The organism is Bradyrhizobium uaiense (genome assembly GCF_010811875.1).
GTDB lineage: Bacteria > Pseudomonadota > Alphaproteobacteria > Rhizobiales > Xanthobacteraceae > Bradyrhizobium > Bradyrhizobium uaiense.
The window spans coordinates 1-19,024 of record NZ_VKHP01000116.1 but is presented as its reverse complement, the minus strand read 5'-3'; the positions used below and the strand labels follow the sequence as shown (position 1 = coordinate 19,024).

Here is a 19,024-nt window from a genome sequence, read left to right as displayed (position 1 = left end):
CGATCGAAGTGCCCCGCACTCCGAACGCATCATGCCTCTCTCGCAGCCGCTCAGTAACGATAGGGGTCGATATCGAGCAGCGGGAATGCGCTGAACACGCTCGGCAGATTGGTCGGCATCGCCGGATGCAGATAGGACTTGTCCAGTTCGGCAAAGCTGGTGACGCCGAGCAGTCCAAGGCAGCGGATCACCTCGTCCTCGAGCAACTCAAGCATCCGAACGATGCCCGCCTCGCCGGCCGCGGCGAGCGCCCAGCATTGCAGACGGCCGATCCCGACCAGGTCGGCGCCCGAGACGATAGCCTTCACGATGTCGGTGCCGCGGCAGATCGAACCGTCGACCATGATCTTGGCACGGCCGGCGACCGCCTGAACGATCTCGGGCAGGACGTGCATGGACCCGCGGCCGTGGTCGAGCTGCCGCCCGCCATGATTTGAGACGTAGATCCAGTCGACCCCGTGATCGAGGGCGATCCTTGCATCTTCGGCAGTCGCGATTCCCTTGAGTATCAGCGGAATCTTGAACTTGTCTTTGATCAACTTCACCGTCCGCCATTCCAGACCCTTCTGGAAATCGCCGCCGGTGGCGCGGATGCGACTTTCGCGGACGTAGCGCTTGGCGATGTCGCGCTCGCGCCGGCTGTAATGGGCGGTGTCCACCGTGAGGCAAAACGCGGCGTAGCCATTGTCGATCGTACGGCTGACCACATCCTCGACGAAGGCATCATCGCCCCGCACATAGAGCTGGAAGATGCGCAAGGCGTCAGGCGCCGCCTTGGCAGTGTTCTCCAGCCCAGGCTCGGACACCGAGCTTAGCATATGCGCGGCACCGAATGTTCCCGCCCCTCGCGCGACGGCTGCGCCCGCATCCGGATCGAAGATCTCGAGCGCACCGACCGGAGCGATCATCACGGGAAGCCGGAGCTTGCGTCCGAATAGCTCGGTGGAAGGATCGACATTGATGACATTGCGCAGGACGCGCGGCCGGAACGCGATCTCGTCGAGCGCCATTCTGTTGCGGCGCATCGTGGTCTCGGTCTCGGAGGCGCCGACGATGTAGTCCCAGGCGTTCTGGTTCAGCCTGGTGCGGGCCTTTTGCGCGAATTCGTGCAGGTTCTGGAATTCCTCGCCGCTGGCGCCGAGTTCGACATTGCGCGCTTGCCGAATGGGGGTCCCGTCATTCATGGTGTTTCTTCTCCCGATTTGGCCGGCACATTAGCCGCAGACAAACCGGAAAAGCTACCGCCTGAGCGACGAATCCGGCCAGCGAAGGCCAGCTATTCGCCTGTGAGATAGATCGGCTTTCGGCGCGAGGCGGTCTGCATCAGAACCATTCTCGCCTGAGGCGAGCTAACTGCCCGAAAACCGGTTTCGGTACTCGGTCGGCGACACGCCGAGGTGGCGCAGGAAAGCCCGCCGCATTCGTTCATCATCGCCGAACCCCGCGCGCTTGGCGACCTCGACCACGCCGCCGATCTGGCGACTTTCGAGCAGAAGGCGCGCTGTCTCCACGCGCAGCGCCTCGACGCCGCTCGCAGGTGTCATGCCGGTGCGGCTGACATAGGTCCGGGCGAACGTGCGTGGCGTCATGCCGGCCTTCTCCGCAAGGGTCTCGACCTTGAGGTCATCAGTGATGTTCTCGATGATCCAGGCATGCAGCGCGCTGAAGCGGCCCTCGACGTCCGACGCCTGGGCCGCAAGGACGGTCGAGAACTGGCTCTGACCGCCGGGTCGCTTCAGGAACACGACAAGCCTGCGCGCAACATCAAGCGCGGTGGTGTGGCCGAAATCCTCCTCGATCATGGCGAGCGCCAGATCGATACCGGCACTGACGCCGGCCGACGACCAGACCCGTCCGTCCTTGACGAAGATGGCGTTGGGCTCGACGCGGATATTCGGGAAGCTGTCCTGCAGACGGGGACAATAGCGCCAATGCGTTGCAGCCCGCTTGCCGTCCAGAATTCCTGTCCAGGCCAGCGCAAATGCACCGAGACATACCGACGCGATACGGCGCGCCTTCGGCAGCGCCTCCGCGATCCAGTTCATCAACTTGGCGTCGTTGCGGATCTTCCAGATGCCCGGCCCGCCGGGGATCACCAGCGTGTCGACCTCGGCGGGCGCAAGACTGTCGATCGGCGCCGTGTCGATCATCATGCCGACATCGGTCGGCACCAATCCGCCTGAGGTCGACAGATAGGACAGCGAATAGCCGGGCCCGGGCAGCTCAATCGCCTCCAGCTCTGCGAACACCTGCGCCGGACCCGAGATGTCGAGCAAGGTCACGCCCGGAAAGGCAACGATCGCGATCGATCGCATCGCTTTCGTGTCGCGCGGCTCCGGCCGGGGCGCTTTGGCAGTTTTCGAGGGCATATTGTCCTTTAAGCCATTCGAGGCTGCCCTGTATAGCTCGCCATGGAATTCTGGAGTTCTGCCATGTCGCGAAATCTGGGCAGCGGGTACCAGGCGATCAAATCGCCGTGGACGGATTACGCGATCTACAGCCTACCGGATGCCTCCCGGATCGAAGCCTGCGACCGTCAGCCGCTGATGGACGCCATGAACGGCATCATTGCCATCAACTGGCAGGCCACCGAGCCGCACTGGACAGCAACCTCCTCGCCGTTCGACAGGAAATACAGCCTGATCCTCGTCTATGACGGCTCCGGCCTCGTGGCCTTCTCGGTCTACCGCATCCTGCAGATGTCGGCCGGACTTGGAATCTATCGCAGCGGCACGGAAGTGCTCCCGGCGCACCAGGGTCGCGGCTTCTACGGCTTCTTCACATCGGAAGTCCTGAAATGTTCGGGCGCCGCCGAGAGAGCCGACGGCAACGTGCTCTACGGCTGGCGGACCCGCAATCCGATCGTCTGGGCGGCGAACGCTAAGATTTGCGAAAAAGTGTCTCCATCGTTGCTCGATGATGCGCAGGATCCGGCGTTGCAGGCCGCCTGTATCGAGATGTGCACCTCGCTCTATCCGGGCAAGCCGCTCGAATTGCCCGATATGATCATGCGTGGCGCTTACGGCCATATTAAGCACCATCGGCAGGCCTATCATGGCACCGCATCGCTGGTCGATGCCGCGATGTCGCGCAAGATTCCGAATTCAGCGGATGCCCTTTTCTCGGTCGGCTACGCGAGGGTTTGATGTCGGTGCTCGGACAACAAGCAGTTTACGCCCCGACGTCGCGATTCACCGATCGCGTTTATCTCGGCTGGACAGCGGTCGCCATCGCCTATGCCATCGCCTTCCTGCAGCGCGTGTCGCCGCAATCGATAAGCCTCAGCTTCATGCACGATTTCAACACCGACGCGGCCGGTGTTGCGATGCTCGCCTCGAGCTACTTCTGGGGCTACACCTTGATGCAGATCCCGGCCGGCCTTCTGGTCGACCGCTACGGTGTCAAGCGCGTCGTCCTCGTCAGCATGGTCGCCTCGTCGCTCGGCAGCGCGGCGTTCGCGCTCGCACCCAATCTGCTCGATGTTTTTGCTGCGCGCCTGATCGTCGCCTGCGGCGATGCACTGGTGTTTACCGCACTGCTGAAGCTGGTCGCGCAAAGCTTTGCGGACGAGCGGTTCGGCATGATGTCGGGCATCTCGCAGGTCTCCGGCTATGTCGGAGGCGTGATCGCAACCACGCCGCTCGCGGCCGCGGTCTCCGGGTTCGGCTGGCGCGCCTGCTTCCTCTTCATCGCCTGCATTGGCCTCGCCAACCTCGCCTTCGCCAAGCTCGCGCTCAAGCCCGATCCTGCCTCGCAGAGCAACAAGACGCTGAAGGGCATCGTGACGGCTGCGCGGCAAGCGCTGGCCCATATCGCGAACTGGGGTTGCGCGATGACGTTTGCATCACACTTCGCGGTCGTGACGACGCTGTCGGGCATCTGGGGCATTCCGATGGTCGCGCATGTCTTCAATATCTCTCCGACCGCTGCGGGCACGCCCCTGCTCGCCTTCATGATCGGCAACGCGCTCGGCTCGATCTTCCTCGGTCATGCCGCCGATCGCGCCGCAGCGGCGCTCGACCGCGCGTTGATCGGCATCTGCGTGTTGCGCATGCTGCTGATCGCGATGCTGCTGCCGCCGATCGCCCAGACATTTGGCCTCGCCTACGTCACCGTCGTGTTCACGGCCTTGGGCCTCGTCGCCGGCGGCACCGTCCCGCTGGTCCTGAAATGCGTCAAGAAGCTCTACACCACCGACCTGATCGGTGTAGGTGCTTCCGTGAACACCACGGCTGCGGGGATCTTTGCCGGCATCTCGCAGCCCATCATCGGCTTCGCGATGCTTGCTGCGAGCCACGCCTCCGGGACCGACGCCGTGCACAACAAGGCCGTGATCGGCGACGGCGGCTACAGCGCATTGATTGTCATTCTGCTTCTCATGTCGCTGCCGGGCGTTGCCGGGCCGCTGCTGATGAGAAGCAAGTTGATAGCTCGTTAGTGTCGTTATGAGTGTAGGGGGTGTTATGGAGCGCTTGTTCTTGAGAAAAGGCGAAGTTGCGTCAACCTTTCCGGTCAGCAGCTGGCAAAGCGTGATGTTCTCCGAGTTTGAAGCGCAAATGAGCAGCGAGGCTAGGCCGTTTCCTTGCGTGTTCGGGGTAACCGGGCATCGCCAGGATCAGCTCCGCTACCTGTTCCTCGACCCGTATGACGTCGCGGTGCTCGGCGATCAACTCGCACAGTATGTGTCGGAGGCCCGCTCGTTCGGCCCCAACACCTCATTGATCGTTTTCACGCGGCCCCGCCCAGTGCAGACGCTCGACGCCTATTATCGCAAAATGTGGCTGACGCTCGACCAGCTCGCGCGCCTGGACAAGAACCCCTGGCCATCAGAGATTCCGGAGCAGATCGACCACCCGATGTGGGAATTCTCGTTTGCGGGCGAGCCGATCTTCGTGGTCTGCACGACCCCCGCGCATGTGATGCGACAGAGCCGCCGCTCCAGCGCCTTCATGCTCACGTTCCAGCCGCGCTGGGTGTTCGAGAAGATCCTTGGGACCGAGAAGGCGGCGGCCGCCGCGTTCGCCGAGGTGCGCAAGCGTTTGATCCCTTATGACAGCGCCAGCCCCTCTCCGCTGCTTGGCCGCTACGGCGCAACCGAGGGCCGCGAATACAAGCAGTATTTCCTGCATGACGACAACAACGCGAGCGGTGGCTGCCCCTTCGCCAAGCTCGCGCAGAACAAGACGCCAGCTATCGCGAACAAGGAACAGGCAGCATGACCCAGATCATCGCAAGCACGAAGACCGAATTTGCCATCGACCGGGAGATCCTGAACCTGCTCCCGGCCCAGGGCTCCGTCGAGCTGCAGCATGATGCTGCCGGCAAGGTGCATCACTTCCATACTCATGCGGTCGATGAGATCCTGATGATCATCAGTGGCCGGCTGAACTTCATCTGGGACGGCGGTGAGCGGGTGGTCGGCGCTGGCGACACCATCATGCTGCCTGCCGGAACCCGGCATCAATCCGAAGCGCTCGAGGGTGGCGCAATTTACGTGATCGCGACACAGCCGCCTGCGAGAGCGATGAACAACTGACATCCAGGGAAAACGCGAACACCTCAGGACAGTGAAGGATCGCGCGGCGGGTCAACCGCCAAACGTTCGACCAGTTCGATGACCTCGGAACGCTGGTCGGGCGCAAGTCGAAGGAAAGCCTTCAGCAGTCGCAGGCTTTCCAGTGTTTCGCTCGATGGAGCTCCGAGCTTTTTCTGCAGCTCTGCAACATATGTGGGATTTTTCATCTCGCACCTTAAGTGAGGATTACGAATGGCATACCCAGGTAAACGTGAAGGCTTGGCCCAGAAGGTCGACACCGCAGCGCAAGAGGCCGAACGCCTCGGCCTCACCACGGCAACCCTGATACTCAGGATGGCACGCCTCGAGATTGATCGGGCGGAGCCCGAAGAAGTTGAAAGTATGCCAAGGAACAACTTGCGCAGCAAGCCGAACTGAGGTCCCGAAACGGGCCAGTTCCGGCTCGCACGCCGGCCGGCACGCGCCGGGGGCCTGTGACGTCTGAACGACGTCGGGCGAGGCGAGAGGCTTTCCTCTCGCCTGCGATGGGTTGGTTCCGCGAATATCTGACTTCGGTGCAGGATGGCCGCGCTAGCCGGTATTCCCTGCTTTGCCGAACGCGCCTGCCTCCGCCAATGCGGCGATACGCCGATCGTCGTAGCCAAGCGTCTTGCTCAACACATCGCGTGTGTGCTGACCGAGCAGCGGAGCCGCAACGGGATCGACCGTCGGCGTCAGGCTCATATTGACCGGCTGCTCGATGTTCGGAACCGAGCCGGCGGTTGGATGTGCGATGTTGCTCAGGCGATCGCGATCGCGCACCTCGGGTGCGTTGAAGCCTTCCTCGACCGTGCGCAGATAGCCAACCGGGATGTTGGCCTTCTTCATCTTGGCCATCCAGTTCTCAAGCGTGTCGCTCGCAAACACGCTGGCAATAATGGCGCGCAGCTTCTCCTTGTTGGCGGTGCGATTCTTGCGGTGGGCAAACTCGGGGTCGGTGACGAGATCCGGGCGCTCCAATACGTCGGTCACGAGCCGGCGATAGAGCCGGTCGTTGGCGCAGGCCATGTAGAGCGGACCATCGGAGGCCCGATAGACGCCGACGGTCGGCGAACCGTTCGGAGAGTTGCCGAAACGGCCGGGATTGTTGCCGTTGATGAGATAAGCCATACCGTAGAAGCCGGTCATCGACACCGCGGTGTCGATCAACGCGACCTCGACCTGCTGGCCGCGACCGAGCCGATCGCGCGCAATCAACGCCAGCAGGATGGCGTTGCAGGCCGACATGCCTGTCGCCATGTCCACGATCGGCGGACCGGTGCGCACCGGCTCACCATCCGGAAAGCCGTTGAGCGACATGAAGCCGCTTTCGGCCTGCGTGATCGGGTCAAAACCTGGACGTAGCGCGAAATCACCTTTGCGGCCGTAGGCGGAGATCGAGCAATAGATCAGCCGCGGATTGGTCGGCGCCACCGATGCATAGTCGAGACCGAATTTCTTCATCACGCCGCCGGAGAAATTCTCCACCACGACGTCGGCCTTGGCAATCAGCGCGCGCGCGACGTCGAGCGCAGCCGGATTGTTGAAATCGAGCGCAATGCCGCGCTTGTTGCGGTTGAGGCTCAGATACGCCGCGCTCTCGCCGCCAATTTCGGCGTGCTCGTAGGCGCGCGTGTCGTCACCGCCGTCAGGATTCTCGATCTTGATGACCTCGGCCCCGAAATCGGCCAACGTTTGCGTGCAGGCCGGGCCGGCGACGACGCGGGTGAAATCGACAACCAGCAGGCCATCGAGCGCCGTCGGAACTCCCTCCCCGCGCGGCGTGCGCTCTGGCAATTCTGGTCTGGTCATGATCCGACGCTTCCTCTGTTATTTTGTCAGGCGAAATACCGCGGCCCTTGGCAGGACCTGCACCGTTGGCCTTTTAGCGGAAGCCCATCACCAAGACCAAACCCGGATTTTGCAGGGCGGGACCTTCGTCTGACATGGCTGTCATCTGTCATCGGCCATGAAAGATCCGGCGAACGGCACGGTCGGACGACCGGAGTATCAGGGAGACCTGCCCGATAACGGATCTGTCGCGGCGTCCGGCCGTCGAAAGAACATGCATCGGCGGGCAGCGACGCCCTGCCGCTACCCGCTTTCAGCATCGAGAGTGGTCGCGCTATTCAGCGATCACCTCGCCGGATCCGCCGAACTCGGCCGGAAAATCCTTCAGCTTCGGCAAGCCATCGCGTATCGGCAGCACCGCCTCGGAATAATTGACGTGAACACCGGGGCTGAATTTCAGCGTCGGGATCGTTGCCGTGAACACGTCGACAAGCCCGAGCGTCGGGTGGTTGGTCATCAGGTGACCGCCGCACTTGGTGCAGTATTTGCGCTGGCTCATCGCGGTCTTCTCGAAGGTACCGATATGATCGGCGCCCTTGGTGACCTCGACCGCTTCAGGTTTCCAGAGGCTGAATGCATTCACCGGACCGCCGGACCAGGAACGGCATGAGCGGCAGTGGCAGTAGCCCATTGCCTCAGGCTCCCCCGTGACCTTGAGTTCAACGGCGCCACAAAAGCAGTTTCCAGTGTGGTTCATCGGTCGCTCCTCCCTGGGTAAATTGATCGGACTCCGCGTCGGCATCAACCCACGTTACTCGTGATGTTCGCGATGCAGGATAAGACTTGGGCGGGCGTGGCCGCTGCGAACTCCCTTGTGGATGTACCAGACCGTCCCCACACAAGAGGCAATCACACTGCGCTCGAATGCAGGCAGGTCGTCGACGCGGGCGAAGTTACATGAGAGTCCGCGCCGCTGTCGACCATCTTTGGCATCGGCATGGCCGAACATGACCCCATCACACTCAAGTAAGGGCTCAGAATTGTGAAGTGAGGCACGGTCCAAGGCGACCAACTATTTCTGTGCGGTACAACAACCCGAACCTGAGCACACCACTTCAATTCAACCGTGACAATTCCGGGGCATTTTGCAGCTCGGCAAACCGCGCATCAACGTTACCCGGGTATCCTTGTAACACTGCGCAAGATGGTCCGGCCCCGACATGCAGCAGCTGGTGAAGCTCTCCTATCAAATGCGCAAGAAAAAAAGAGCACCTCTGCCATTATCGCGATCTTGAACGGTGGAGGTGACGGGCGATCCTTCAGGACAGCAATGGCAGCATTGATGGTGGCAACGATGTCGTGCTCATTGATCCCCTGGAAGCTGCGGTCAAAGCGATCGCGCAGGATTGAGATGTCGTCGAATTGAGATGTCGTCGAAATGGTAGGTGTTGTGACATCCCACCTCCTCGTCGAACTCGGCCGTTCTCCTTGCGATGCATCGTATCGCTGCACTGCACGAAATTGCACCCGACATAGGCTCCATCAGGTCCCTGGCATCCTTGAAGGGCGTGCAAGGAGCCTCAAACGCCTCTTCCACAACGTGCCTGAAAGTACCGTCGTCCTGACGAGGGACGCTCTTCAAACAATCGAGCCAGGGCGCGGTGCGCAGATCGACGCCCAGGATGGATGCAACTTTCGCCTTGGCATTCGCGGACAGCATGGCATCTGCGATGGCGCCGACAATCTGATGGCCGTCGGCATTCCAGGCTTTCGCCTGTTGGGCAGTCAGCAGAAGCAACAGGAGGAAGAGCGTGGCGAAAAATTTCGCATGGCAAAGCCCTCACTGGCCGCAACTTGGCAGCCGAATAGGACAAGCCCAGGTTGAGAATCAACATGATGCAGGATCGCTCGGGTCGGCCCGCAAACCGCCGCAGCCGGCGTCATATCTTCGTCTCCAAAGGCGATCAGCCAGTCAGGCGAACTCCTCGGCCCGCCTAGATTCAGCGTCATACAGCCGGATCTGCAGCACCGGAAAGCGCCGCTTCAAATCCCTGGCGCCGGCTTCGGCGCTCTCCCTCGTCTTGAATTCCGTCTTCACCTGGCCATCGACAATCAACGCATAGCCGTCGTCCGGCAGCCCATTCGACCGATTCATCGGTAAGTCTCCAACCAGGATGCAGTCGGTCGGAGTTACGGTGAGTCTGTCCCACGAGGCAAGGTCCGGCTTGTGCGCCACGGCAGCCGAGTGCTCCCGAGGGATCCCGCATCCGGCGAATGAGCGCGGCACCGCAACCGGCTACCCGCTCGTTCGGGCGTTCCAACGGTAAAGATATTCTGCGGTCCCACGCGCCGCGCGACTGCTTCCCTGGAAAACAAGGCAGCGGTCGGATTAGTGCGGTTAGCAGGGTCACTGCACGCTCGACTATCATTGGACAGTGCCGAAAGCGCCACGATCATTCTTTCATTTGGCGTGTAAGGAGATCGAGACATTGGCGGTCCCATCCAGTCTAACGACGACGTGCTCTGAATTCAGCCGCTATTCCGGAGTTGGTCGCGATCTCGCTAACAAAGTCTGCCGCCCCCATACTGCCTTCGCGGTCGCATCAACGATCGAACAACGGCCAGCGCCGTGGGAGCGAACTCCTCCTCGTTGTGGTCGCAGCGGATACCTTTTGCAATCACGCATCAGCCCACGCGCTTATGGCAGAAACTCCGCGGGTTCGTTTGTCTCCACGCCCAGGGACTGCATTGGGCGCTACGTCTCTTCGCACCGCGTCAATGGATCATGGCCAAGCAGATTCGGCCGCAACAATGTCGAGGAAATTCTGCGCGTGGGTCCATTACCAGTAGTCACGTGCATTGCCCTACCCTCGTCATCCAGACCAAGCGCGCGTTGTTGCAGCGCAACGAACGCGACCGAATGAGCCGCGGAGCCAAATTGTGCTTGTCATTTGCGTTCGTCAACGATCAACGTGGAGGCCCAGTTCGGGCAGCACGCGAACACGACATCGTCCCCGCAGGCCTTGAAGCGCGAGCGACAAGGAGGCAGTCCGAATGACATATGAGGACCCGATTGCGGCAAATGCCGGCGGGACGAAGCCGTGAGGATACCATGCCCCTTTCCACACCAAAGAAGCCGGCTGTCGCATCGGTCGATCTGCCGCACGGTCTCGCGTTACTGCGTGATCCGCTGCTGAACAAGGGCACGGCCTTCTCGCTCGCCGAGCGCGACGCTTTCGGCTTGCGTGGCCTCCTGCCGCCTCACGTTTCAACCATGGCGGAGCAGGCAGACCGCATTTTGAAGAACCTGCGGCGCCTGCCGGACAATCTGGAGAAGTTCGTCGCTCTGAACGCACTGCGCGATCGCAACGAGACGTTGTTCCTACGTGTAGTCTGCGATCATATCGACGAGATTCAGCCGTTGATCTACACTCCGACGGTCGGCGAAGTCTGTCAGCGCTTCGGCGACATCTTTCGGCGTCCGCGCGGCCTCTATATCAGCACCAATGACCGTGGCCAGATCGTCGAGATGATGCGCAACTGGCCGCACCCGGCGCGGCTCATCGTGGTGACCGACGGCGAACGTATCCTTGGCCTTGGCGACCTCGGCGCCAATGGCATGGGCATCCCAGTTGGCAAGCTCTCGCTATACGCCGCTTGTGCCGGCATCCATCCTTCGCTGTGCCTTCCGGTGGTTCTGGACGTAGGCACCAATAACGTCGAGCTTCTCAAGAACCCTCAATATATCGGCTTACGGCAACCCCGGCTGCGCGGTGGCGACTACGACGCAATCGTCGACGAATTCATGCGAGCAGCGCAGCAGGCTTTTCCCGGCGTACTGATCCAGTTCGAGGATTTTGCAAATCACAATGCCTTCCGGCTTCTACAGCGCTATCGCGACACTGCCTGCGTCTTCAACGATGATATCCAGGGCACTGCGTCAGTGGCGCTCGCCGGCCTATTCTCGGCGTTACGGGTCACTTCCGGCCGGTTGGCAGAGCAGAAGCTCTTGTTTCTCGGCGCTGGAGAGGCTGCGACCGGCATCGCCGACCTGGTGGTAGCCGCCATGATGGCCCAGGGCATTTCGGAGGAGGAAGCACGAAGTCGGATCTGGCTGGTCGATTCCAAGGGGTTGGTAGTCAAGGGGCGCAATGATCTCGCCGACCATAAGTTAGGCTACGCTCACGAGCACCCGCGGGTGACCGACTTTCTCGCGGCGATCAAGACACTTCAGCCCACAGGCATCATTGGAGTCTCGGCGGTAGGCGGCACCTTCACGCCAGCGGTGCTGCGCACGATGGCTGAGCTCAATGCTCGACCGATTATTTTCGCGCTCTCCAATCCCACGTCACAAGCGGAATGCAGCGCGGAGGACGCTTATCATCACACCGGCGGCAGAGCACTGTTCGCCTGCGGAAGTCCCTATTCACCGGTGACGCTCGAGGGTCGCCGTTTCGTGCCACGCCAAGGCAACAACTCCTACATATTTCCGGGCGTCGGCCTTGGCGTGATCGCGTCGGGCGCCAGACGGATCACCGACGAGATGTTCATGGTAGCGGCGCAGACCTTGTCGGGTCTTGTTACCGAAGCGGATCTCGCGCAAGGCAGCCTTTACCCGGCGCTCCCGCGCATCCGCGAGGTCTCCTGCCGTATCGCTACGGAGGTCGCCCGGCTCGCCTATCGGCGCGGCCTCGGCAACGGTCGCGAGCCAGATGATTTGCACGACCACATCCGAGCTCAGATGTTCGAAGCAGAGTATCGCAGCTATCTCGCGCCGTAGAACTCCGGGATTCAAGCGGAACGAAGAGTCCCACCACTCTTCTCTCTGGAACTTCTTCGTCGTGGCCCCTCTACTCTTCGGTGGGGGGGCGCAGGGGCTCTCAATTGATCGAGCAATCGGCAGCTGAGGCAAAAGCGTTCCGCTGCCGGACAACGTGCCTCACCATTGATAGCTGACGGTGCCCTTGCCGGTGAGGCTTGTGCTGGGACCGGAGAGCTCGCCTTCGAATGTTCCGGCGACCGACCAGCCGTTGATCCACTTCAGGTCGACCGACGCCGTCGTGCGCGCGGCGTCAGTGGCTAGCGCCGCGCCGCGAACGAAGAAGCTTGCCTGCGGCAACGCCTGAAACGTTGCGGCAACGCTGCGGTCGATATCGAAATTGTGCACCCAGGCGGCACGGCCACGCAGTGTCAGGACAGCGTTGTCGAGAGCGAAGGATTTGTCGGTGTACAGGCCAAGTTCGGACAGGCTCGCGGTTTCGCTCCGCGAGGCGTAGTTCAACGCGAATATATTGCCGCGCGCGAGCACGCCTTCGGCATAGGACGGCAGATCAAGCGTCACGAACTGCCAGGCGGCATAGGGCGTGAGCCCGGCCCAAGGCGTCGCAAACCGGTACCCGCCTTCTAAGCGGCCGGAGAATGCATTGACCTGAAAGCCGGCACGCAAGCGACCGCCCCCGGCAAGCGCCACCGTGCGGTCTGTCGTGACATCCTGCCAGCCATAGGCGAGCGCCGCCGATACATAGGCGGCGCCGATGTGGTGATAGGCGTACACGCCGGCCTGAAACAGATCAGAGCGCCCGCTCCCGAGACCGTTAGCCAGGTCGAAGCTGGTTGCGCCACCAGCCATGGCAAAACCAAGCAGCGTATCCGCCGACAACCGGTAGTCCGCGCCAACGGCCGCACCATAAATCCGGTCGGTGAGGCTGTGCGACCCGACCACGTCGTTACCATCGGTAATACGTGCGCCGCCGAACCCTGCCGCCCAGACGCCCCAGCGTTGATCGAATGATATGGCCGCCATTGCACCTGGAAGTGCCGCCAACGCATCGCGCGCGGCGCCGGGTTCATTCCGCTTCGCCGCCGCATAGCCCGGCGTTGTACGGACATCGACCGACGGCCATCCGGTGCGCCCGGCCACCGACGGATCGGTCATGGTCGCCATGAACAAACCCATGGCGTCGACCGTGGTCTGCTGCACGCCGGTCGCGAGCTCGCCTGACGCCACCGTGAGACCCGCGGGCGTCAGGCCGCCGACCGCCAGCGGGATCGCGCCGGCGGAGCTGAAGGCGCTCGACAGTGCATAGGCCACACTCTGCTGGTTCGCATTCAGGCCGGTGTAGGCGAGCTTGAGATCGAGATAGACGTTGTTGGGATCGTAGCTCAGCGATGGGTTGAAGCTTGCCGGCAGGTTGGTGTTGATCAGTCCGCCGAAGGTACCCTGGACGCCGCCTGCGGCATTGAGGAGGGTGTAGCGCGTCTTCACGTAGCCGTCACCAGTATAGACCGCAACGACGGTGGCGCCACCCGGCTTGGCTATACCGCTGACATTGACGCGATCGGAGGTGACGGAATTGAGCTCTGCGAGATACGCCGCGGCCGCGGTGAACGTCAGGTTGCCCTGCACTGTCAACGTCCCGACTGAATTGCCTGGCGACAGCGTCCCGCCGTCGACCAGGGTCTGGCCGACGATACCGTTGCCACCGAGTGTGCCGCCTGCATGCACGGTGGTGAGCGTGGACGATGCAATTGAGCCGTTCACCGACAGGCGCCCGGCGTAAATGTCCGTCGCACCGGTGTAGCTGGAGATGCCGTTGAGCCTTGTGGTGCCCGAGCCGATCTGGGCGAGCGCACCGGTGCCGGAGATCGTATCGGCAAACACGGAAGTATCCGACCGGTAGAAGGCGAGTGTACCTTTGTTGACGACGTTACCTGTGAGAGTGCCGGAAGTATCCCCATCACCCACGACAAGCGTGCCTGCCGCGATTGTGGTGCCTCCGCTGAAGCTGTTGTTGCCGGTTAGCACGGTAGTGCCCGACCCTATCTGCGCGAGCGCGCCAGCGCCGGTGACATTGCCCGCGAAGACGACGGTGTCGGCGCGGTTGAACGCCAGTGTGCCCTCATTCTGGACATCACCGATGATCGAACCGGACGTACCGCCATTGCCGAGCTGCAGCGTGCCGGCGGCAATCAAGGTGCCTCCATGATAGGTACTGGTGCCGGTCAGCACCATCGCGCCCGGGCCGATCTGCTGCACGGCACCTGTGCCGGTAATCGCGCCGGCGAACAGCAACGTGTCCGAGCGGTTGAAGGCGAGGACGCCATTGTTGATGACGTTGCCGCTGATCGAGCCCGACGTGCCGCCATTGCCGAGCTGCAGCGTGCCCGCGGCAATCAGTGTGCCGCCGCTATAGGTATTGGTGCCGGTCAACACCGTGGTGCCCGCGCCGATCTGCTGCACGGCACCTGTGCCGGTAATCGCGCCGGCGAACACCGACGTGTCCGAACGGTTGAAGGCGAGGACACTGTTGTTGGTGACGTCACCGACAATTGTCCCCGAGATTCCGCCATTGCCAAGTACCAGCGCGCCGGCCGCGATCGTCGTGCCGCCGACGTAGCTGTTGTTTGCGGAGAAAACTATCGCGCCCGAACCGAGCTGATTCACCGCGCCGGTTCCAGTAATCGTACCGTCAAAGATAATTGCATCTGAGCGGTTGAAAGTCAGCGTGCCATTGTTGGTCACATTGCCGGTAATCCAACCCGACGTGCCGCCGTTGCCGAGTTGCAGTGTCCCCGCTGTGATCGTCGTGCCGCCCAGATAGGTATTATCGGTGGTCAGAATCGTCTTTCCCGACCCCGCCTGCGTCAGCGATCCATTGCCAGCGATCAGGCCAGCAAAAGTGGTGATGTCCGAACGGTTAAAGACAAGCGCGCCGTTGTTCAGCACACCGCCCGTGATCGATCCGGAGGTGCCGCCGTTACCGAGCTGCAATGTCCCGGCTTCGATGAAGGTATTTCCGGTATAGGTGTTCGTGCCGGTGAGAATCGTCGCGCCGGTGCCGATTTGCGTGACCGCGCCGCTGCCGGAAATCGCGCCACCGAAGGTCATCGTATCGGCTCGATTGAAGGCGAACACGCCGTTGTTAACGACGTCACCCGTGATCGAGCCGGAATTGCCGCCATTGCCAAGCTGCAGCGTGCCTTCGGAGATGATCGTGGAGATGGCGGTAGTGCCGCCGTAATTGTTCGTGCCGGTCAGCGTCAAGGTCCCGAGGCCATCCTTCACCAGCGTGCCCGAACCGGAAATCGCGCCGGTAACTGTCAGGGTCGTCAAGCCATAGGTGTAAAGCGTGGCGACCGAGGCGACGTCGAAATTGCGCGCCGTCGTGATGTTGCCCAGCGTCGCGAGCGTGCTGCCGTTGGACATCGAGATGGCGACTGTAGGGGCGCCCAGATTGCTGTCGGAGCCGACGGCAAGCGTGCCGCCGCTGATAATCGTGCCGCCACCGTATGTATTGTTGCCGGTCAGGAGCAGAAGGCCGGCGCCGGATTTTGTCAGTCCGCCTGAGCCGGAGACAATGCCGCCATAATAGGTGTCAGTGGCTTGATCGACGGTCAGCCTGGCACTGCCGAGCGCGACCTCGCCACCGCTCCCCGACAGCGAACGCATGACCAGATTGTTGTTGTTGAGATCGAGCGTGCCGCCCGTGAGCGTGTAGTCAGTCGAGTTTGGCAGCGCTCCTGCAGAAACCCCAACAAGCGTTCCGGCGGTGATCGTCGTGCCGCCGGACCAGGCGTTGCTGCCCGAGAGCGCCAGCGTGCCGTCGCCGAGCTTGGTGAGGCTGCCCGCGCCGATCATGTTGCCAGAGAGGCTCAAGGTGGTGCCGGCGGCGGTATCGAACGCACCGGTCCCCAGCAAGCTCACCGCCCGCGCGGAGGTGATGTTCGCCGTGGTGCGCAAGGTGGCGCTGTTAAGGGTGAGGCCGCCGCTCGGGGCGCCGAGATTGGCGTCTGAGGAGATCTGCAACACGCCGCCGCTGATGATGGTGCCGCCGGAATAGGTGTTGGCGCCGCCCAGGATCAGCGTCCCGTCGCTGGTCTTCTGCAGACCGTCAGTGCCGCTGATCGTCACCCCAACGGTTGCGGTCTCGCCGGCAAGGACGTCGATGCCGGGCACAGCAATCCCGACCGCAGTGCTCTTGACCAGGTTCAGCGACCCGGCGGTACCCGGTGCCAGCGTGTAGGCGCCACCGGCGAACTGTAGCCCGATCGCCGATTGCGGGCCGTCCACGGTGACCGTGCCGCCGGGGCCACGGAAGATCCCGTAGCCGCTACCCCACAGCGTCGGCGCGATGCCGCCGATCGGATCGAGCCAGTTGGTGTTGCTGGCGTTCCAGGTGCCACTGCCCATGCCGACGCCGTTGGTGCCGCCGCCCCACACTTGCAGGACGTTCACGCCATTGGGCAAAACCAGGAGGTCGACATTGTTCGCAGATGTCGTGGTATCGACCGTATAGAGGTAGGCGATCGGGCTACTCGGTGGAAAGCTCGCGACTGTCAGCCCTCCATTCGTTTCCGACAACGTGCCGGTGTAGTGGATCAAGCGGTGATAGCCGAGGCTCGGATCAGCGCCGTTGCCGAGGACATCGAGTCCCGCACCGTTCAGGGCCAGGTTGCCATTGACATTGATCACCGACGCGCCTGTTGCGGGCGTCGCGGATAATGAAGATGACGGATCGGCGAGATGATACTCGAACGCCGCTCCTGTATGCAGCGCCAGATTGCCGTTGACGGTCAGGGCGCCATTGCTGGACGGCGCGATCGAGCCCCCGTTGTTGATCGTGGTCGAGCCCACCGCGCCGAGACCTTCGAGACGGCCTCCTGTATTGACGGAGAGCGTGCCGCCGAGGTTGCCACTCTTGGCGACGACCAGCGTGCTGCCTGCGACCGTTGTCTTTCCGGTGAATTGACTATCGTCTCCGGAGAAGATGGTGGTGCCGGCCAGAAGGTTGATCGCGCCGTTGCCGATCACCCTGTTGGCGAAAGTGTAATCGCTGCTGGTGTGGTTGAAGACCAGCGTTCCGTGGCTGTTGATCGCGAGGGTCTCCGTTTCTCCCAGCGCGCCCGGCGCCGCCGCCGCCGCTCCGGCAGCCGCACCGATATTCAGCGACGCAGAGCCTCCTGCCTGCGAAACAACGATCGAATTGCTGTTCGCGAAAGCACGACCGCCATCGGACAGTGTCAGCGCTCCGTTTCCGATCGATATCTGGGCCGCCTTCAACGCAGACCCCGCGCCGTTGACGGTCACCGTGCTTGTCGTACCCAGATCGGTGATATTGCCGATGTTGGCATTGTTAAGCGCCTCGACCACGGCGCCGTTGTCGATCGTAACGCTGGCTGTCCCCGATGCCCCGATATTCAAGGCGCCGAGTACACCAAGATAGGAGTTGGCACCGCTGACTTGAACGGTCGTGGAACCGCCGGCGGCGCCGGCAAGCACGGCATCCGAGTTAATCCTGCCCCAGCCGCCATTGGCGATGGTCAGTGCGCCGGATTCGACATCGAGTCCGTGTGCACTGAACATCGCGTTCGCTCCGGTCACATCGATCGTCGCAAGCGGATTGCCGGTCGCGATGGTTGCTTGACCGCTGGTGCTGAACTGACCACCACTTACCAGATGAAGTGCGCCGGACCCGGACACGGCAAGGGACGCACCCGAGAAGAATGCTTGGGCGCCCAGCGTCAGGTCGCCCTGCTGGACCTTGATGCTTCCGATAAGCCCGTTCACTCCAGACAGTGTCCAGGCGCTCGTTCCGACCTTCTCGAAGTTCGTAAAGCCCTGGTACTGACTGCCGAGTCCCGACAAGTCGAAGCTGGCATTCTGGCTTCCACCGAGTGCCAATGTATTCGGATTGTTCAGATCCTGCGTCGCGACGACATTGCCGATGATGTTGTAGCCGGACTGCAGCTCCAGCCGGTTGTTGCCACCGCCGAAGGTGATGGCAGCGGCGCGCGACCCATCGACGTTCAGACCGCCCTCGATCGTGCCCGCATCGATGATGTTCGCCTGGCCCGATCCGACAATTCCGGCGCCGGCGACACCATTGGCACCGTTCGTACAGCAATAGGGGGGATTGAAGGGGACGCCGAGCGGTATCCCAGCATTGCCACCGCGACCCGCATTGCCTCCCGCGATTGTCGCACCCGCCCCATTGACAACGGCCGCGCCGTAGCCGACGGCGACGCCAAGGCCACCATTGCCTCCTGTTCCTCCGTTCCCGGACACATCCTTTCCGTCATTGAAGATCTGGATATTTCCCGCACCGCCCGTCCCGCCAGCGCCGCCATTGCCTCCTGAGACCGATGTCCCTGCCGAAGTCGTGAGAGATGCACCACCTGCCAGGACCACGCCCGTCCCGCCGTTGCCGCCCCTGCCGCCAGCGCCACCACTACCGGTCCCCGAAAACTGCTGCTGGCCGATATCGCCGCCATTGCCGCCGTTGCCACCGTTGCCTCCCTTGATCGATGAACCTTGGTCGGCCGTTGCGATCACGCCTCCACTTGCAAGCGCAACGGCGCCATTGCCGCCACCACCACCATTGCCGCCATTGCCGCCGCTGCCATCCTCCGAGAGTTGATTGGGGCAGATGCCCCCGGTGCAATTGCGCGCAATCGTACCGAAGCCGCCCGCGCCACCGTTGCCACCGTTGCCACCGGCGCCACCGGACACCGTGCCTCCATGGAAGGCGGTGAAATAGCCCGAACTGTACAGGAGGAAACCGCATAGCCGTCGCCGCGGCCCGAGATGGCGGGTCCCGCGAAGGACAATTCGGTCCGCCCGCCACGGCACCGGATCGACAGCTTCATCGACGATTCGACCGAATCGAATGTCGTCGCAGT

General features: G+C 62.3%; 15 protein-coding genes. 6 read left to right on the top strand and 9 right to left on the bottom strand.

Going from position 1 to position 19,024, the window contains the following annotated elements; all coding sequences use genetic code 11:
* Positions 1 to 50: 50 nt before the first annotated feature.
* The gene (locus tag FNJ47_RS25255; RefSeq protein ID WP_163157994.1) at positions 51 to 1,184 is read right to left on the bottom strand and encodes an alpha-hydroxy acid oxidase; all 1,134 of its coding nucleotides are present in this window, start codon (positions 1,182 to 1,184) and stop codon (positions 51 to 53) included.
* A gap of 165 nt (positions 1,185 to 1,349) precedes the next feature.
* The gene (locus tag FNJ47_RS25250) at positions 1,350 to 2,315 is read right to left on the bottom strand and encodes a GlxA family transcriptional regulator (protein WP_430649414.1); all 966 of its coding nucleotides are present in this window, start codon (positions 2,313 to 2,315) and stop codon (positions 1,350 to 1,352) included.
* Positions 2,316 to 2,432: 117 nt separating this feature from the next.
* Between FNJ47_RS25250 and FNJ47_RS25245 the strand changes: the two genes are divergently transcribed.
* The 4 genes from FNJ47_RS25245 to FNJ47_RS25230 all read left to right on the top strand — a co-directional run bounded on the left by FNJ47_RS25245 (position 2,433) and on the right by FNJ47_RS25230 (position 5,536).
* On the top strand, positions 2,433 to 3,146 hold the full coding sequence (locus tag FNJ47_RS25245) for a hypothetical protein (protein ID WP_165445852.1): 714 nt from the start codon (positions 2,433 to 2,435) through the stop codon (positions 3,144 to 3,146).
* A complete protein-coding gene (locus tag FNJ47_RS25240) occupies positions 3,146 to 4,438 on the top strand; it encodes an MFS transporter (protein ID WP_163157989.1) in 1,293 nt (430 codons plus the stop codon). Before FNJ47_RS25245 ends, FNJ47_RS25240 begins: the two co-directional genes overlap by 1 nt.
* A gap of 118 nt (positions 4,439 to 4,556) precedes the next feature.
* Positions 4,557 to 5,219 (top strand): YqcI/YcgG family protein, encoded by a 663-nt coding sequence (locus tag FNJ47_RS25235; protein ID WP_236000092.1) that lies wholly within the window; start codon positions 4,557 to 4,559, stop codon positions 5,217 to 5,219.
* Positions 5,216 to 5,536 carry a cupin domain-containing protein gene (locus tag FNJ47_RS25230; protein ID WP_163157985.1) on the top strand — a complete coding sequence of 107 codons (321 nt, stop codon included), beginning with the start codon at positions 5,216 to 5,218 and terminating at the stop codon, positions 5,534 to 5,536. The genes FNJ47_RS25235 and FNJ47_RS25230 overlap by 4 nt, the downstream gene beginning before the upstream one ends.
* Before the next feature lie 23 nt (positions 5,537 to 5,559).
* Here FNJ47_RS25230 and FNJ47_RS25225 read toward each other — a convergent pair whose 3' ends face one another.
* Positions 5,560 to 5,742, bottom strand: coding sequence for a hypothetical protein (locus tag FNJ47_RS25225; RefSeq protein ID WP_163157983.1), 183 nt, complete (start codon positions 5,740 to 5,742; stop codon positions 5,560 to 5,562).
* Positions 5,743 to 5,767: 25 nt separating this feature from the next.
* Here FNJ47_RS25225 and FNJ47_RS25220 point away from each other — a divergent pair, with 25 nt between their 5' ends.
* A complete protein-coding gene (locus FNJ47_RS25220) occupies positions 5,768 to 5,953 on the top strand; it encodes a hypothetical protein (protein ID WP_016847356.1) in 186 nt (61 codons plus the stop codon).
* Positions 5,954 to 6,106: 153 nt separating this feature from the next.
* Here the strand turns inward: FNJ47_RS25220 and FNJ47_RS25215 are convergent, their stop codons facing one another.
* The 5 genes from FNJ47_RS25215 to FNJ47_RS25195 all read right to left on the bottom strand — a co-directional run bounded on the left by FNJ47_RS25215 (position 6,107) and on the right by FNJ47_RS25195 (position 9,500).
* The gene (locus FNJ47_RS25215) at positions 6,107 to 7,369 is read right to left on the bottom strand and encodes a CoA transferase (protein ID WP_163158016.1); all 1,263 of its coding nucleotides are present in this window, start codon (positions 7,367 to 7,369) and stop codon (positions 6,107 to 6,109) included.
* Between the two features lie 310 nt (positions 7,370 to 7,679).
* Entirely contained in the window at positions 7,680 to 8,102 is a 423-nt protein-coding gene (locus FNJ47_RS25210) for a GFA family protein (protein WP_163157981.1), read from the bottom strand.
* Between the two features lie 54 nt (positions 8,103 to 8,156).
* The gene (locus tag FNJ47_RS25205) at positions 8,157 to 8,354 is read right to left on the bottom strand and encodes a hypothetical protein (RefSeq protein ID WP_163157979.1); all 198 of its coding nucleotides are present in this window, start codon (positions 8,352 to 8,354) and stop codon (positions 8,157 to 8,159) included.
* Between the two features lie 378 nt (positions 8,355 to 8,732).
* Positions 8,733 to 9,143 carry a hypothetical protein gene (locus FNJ47_RS25200; RefSeq protein ID WP_163157977.1) on the bottom strand — a complete coding sequence of 137 codons (411 nt, stop codon included), beginning with the start codon at positions 9,141 to 9,143 and terminating at the stop codon, positions 8,733 to 8,735.
* Between the two features lie 174 nt (positions 9,144 to 9,317).
* Positions 9,318 to 9,500 (bottom strand): hypothetical protein, encoded by a 183-nt coding sequence (locus FNJ47_RS25195; RefSeq protein WP_163157974.1) that lies wholly within the window; start codon positions 9,498 to 9,500, stop codon positions 9,318 to 9,320.
* Between the two features lie 957 nt (positions 9,501 to 10,457).
* Between FNJ47_RS25195 and FNJ47_RS25190 the strand changes: the two genes are divergently transcribed.
* Positions 10,458 to 12,125: an NAD-dependent malic enzyme gene (locus FNJ47_RS25190; protein ID WP_163157972.1), complete on the top strand. Its 1,668-nt coding sequence runs from the start codon at positions 10,458 to 10,460 to the stop codon at positions 12,123 to 12,125.
* A 159-nt stretch (positions 12,126 to 12,284) separates the two neighbouring features.
* Here FNJ47_RS25190 and FNJ47_RS53970 read toward each other — a convergent pair whose 3' ends face one another.
* A complete protein-coding gene (locus tag FNJ47_RS53970; protein WP_163157970.1) occupies positions 12,285 to 18,854 on the bottom strand; it encodes an autotransporter-associated beta strand repeat-containing protein in 6,570 nt (2,189 codons plus the stop codon).
* Between the last annotated feature and the right edge of the window lie 170 nt (positions 18,855 to 19,024).

Coding starts and splice junctions, on each gene's coding strand:
- FNJ47_RS25235 (WP_236000092.1), top strand. CDS start 4,557: ATGAGCAGCGAGGCTAGGCCGTTTCCTTGCGTGTTCGGGGTAACCGGG.
- FNJ47_RS25255 (WP_163157994.1), bottom strand. CDS start 1,184: ATGAATGACGGGACCCCCATTCGGCAAGCGCGCAATGTCGAACTCGGC.
- FNJ47_RS25220 (WP_016847356.1), top strand. CDS start 5,768: ATGGCATACCCAGGTAAACGTGAAGGCTTGGCCCAGAAGGTCGACACC.
- FNJ47_RS25210 (WP_163157981.1), bottom strand. CDS start 8,102: ATGAACCACACTGGAAACTGCTTTTGTGGCGCCGTTGAACTCAAGGTC.
- FNJ47_RS25205 (WP_163157979.1), bottom strand. CDS start 8,354: ATGTTCGGCCATGCCGATGCCAAAGATGGTCGACAGCGGCGCGGACTC.
- FNJ47_RS25230 (WP_163157985.1), top strand. CDS start 5,216: ATGACCCAGATCATCGCAAGCACGAAGACCGAATTTGCCATCGACCGG.
- FNJ47_RS25240 (WP_163157989.1), top strand. CDS start 3,146: ATGTCGGTGCTCGGACAACAAGCAGTTTACGCCCCGACGTCGCGATTC.
- FNJ47_RS25225 (WP_163157983.1), bottom strand. CDS start 5,742: ATGAAAAATCCCACATATGTTGCAGAGCTGCAGAAAAAGCTCGGAGCT.
- FNJ47_RS25195 (WP_163157974.1), bottom strand. CDS start 9,500: ATGAATCGGTCGAATGGGCTGCCGGACGACGGCTATGCGTTGATTGTC.
- FNJ47_RS25190 (WP_163157972.1), top strand. CDS start 10,458: ATGCCCCTTTCCACACCAAAGAAGCCGGCTGTCGCATCGGTCGATCTG.
- FNJ47_RS25245 (WP_165445852.1), top strand. CDS start 2,433: ATGTCGCGAAATCTGGGCAGCGGGTACCAGGCGATCAAATCGCCGTGG.
- FNJ47_RS25250 (WP_430649414.1), bottom strand. CDS start 2,315: ATGCGATCGATCGCGATCGTTGCCTTTCCGGGCGTGACCTTGCTCGAC.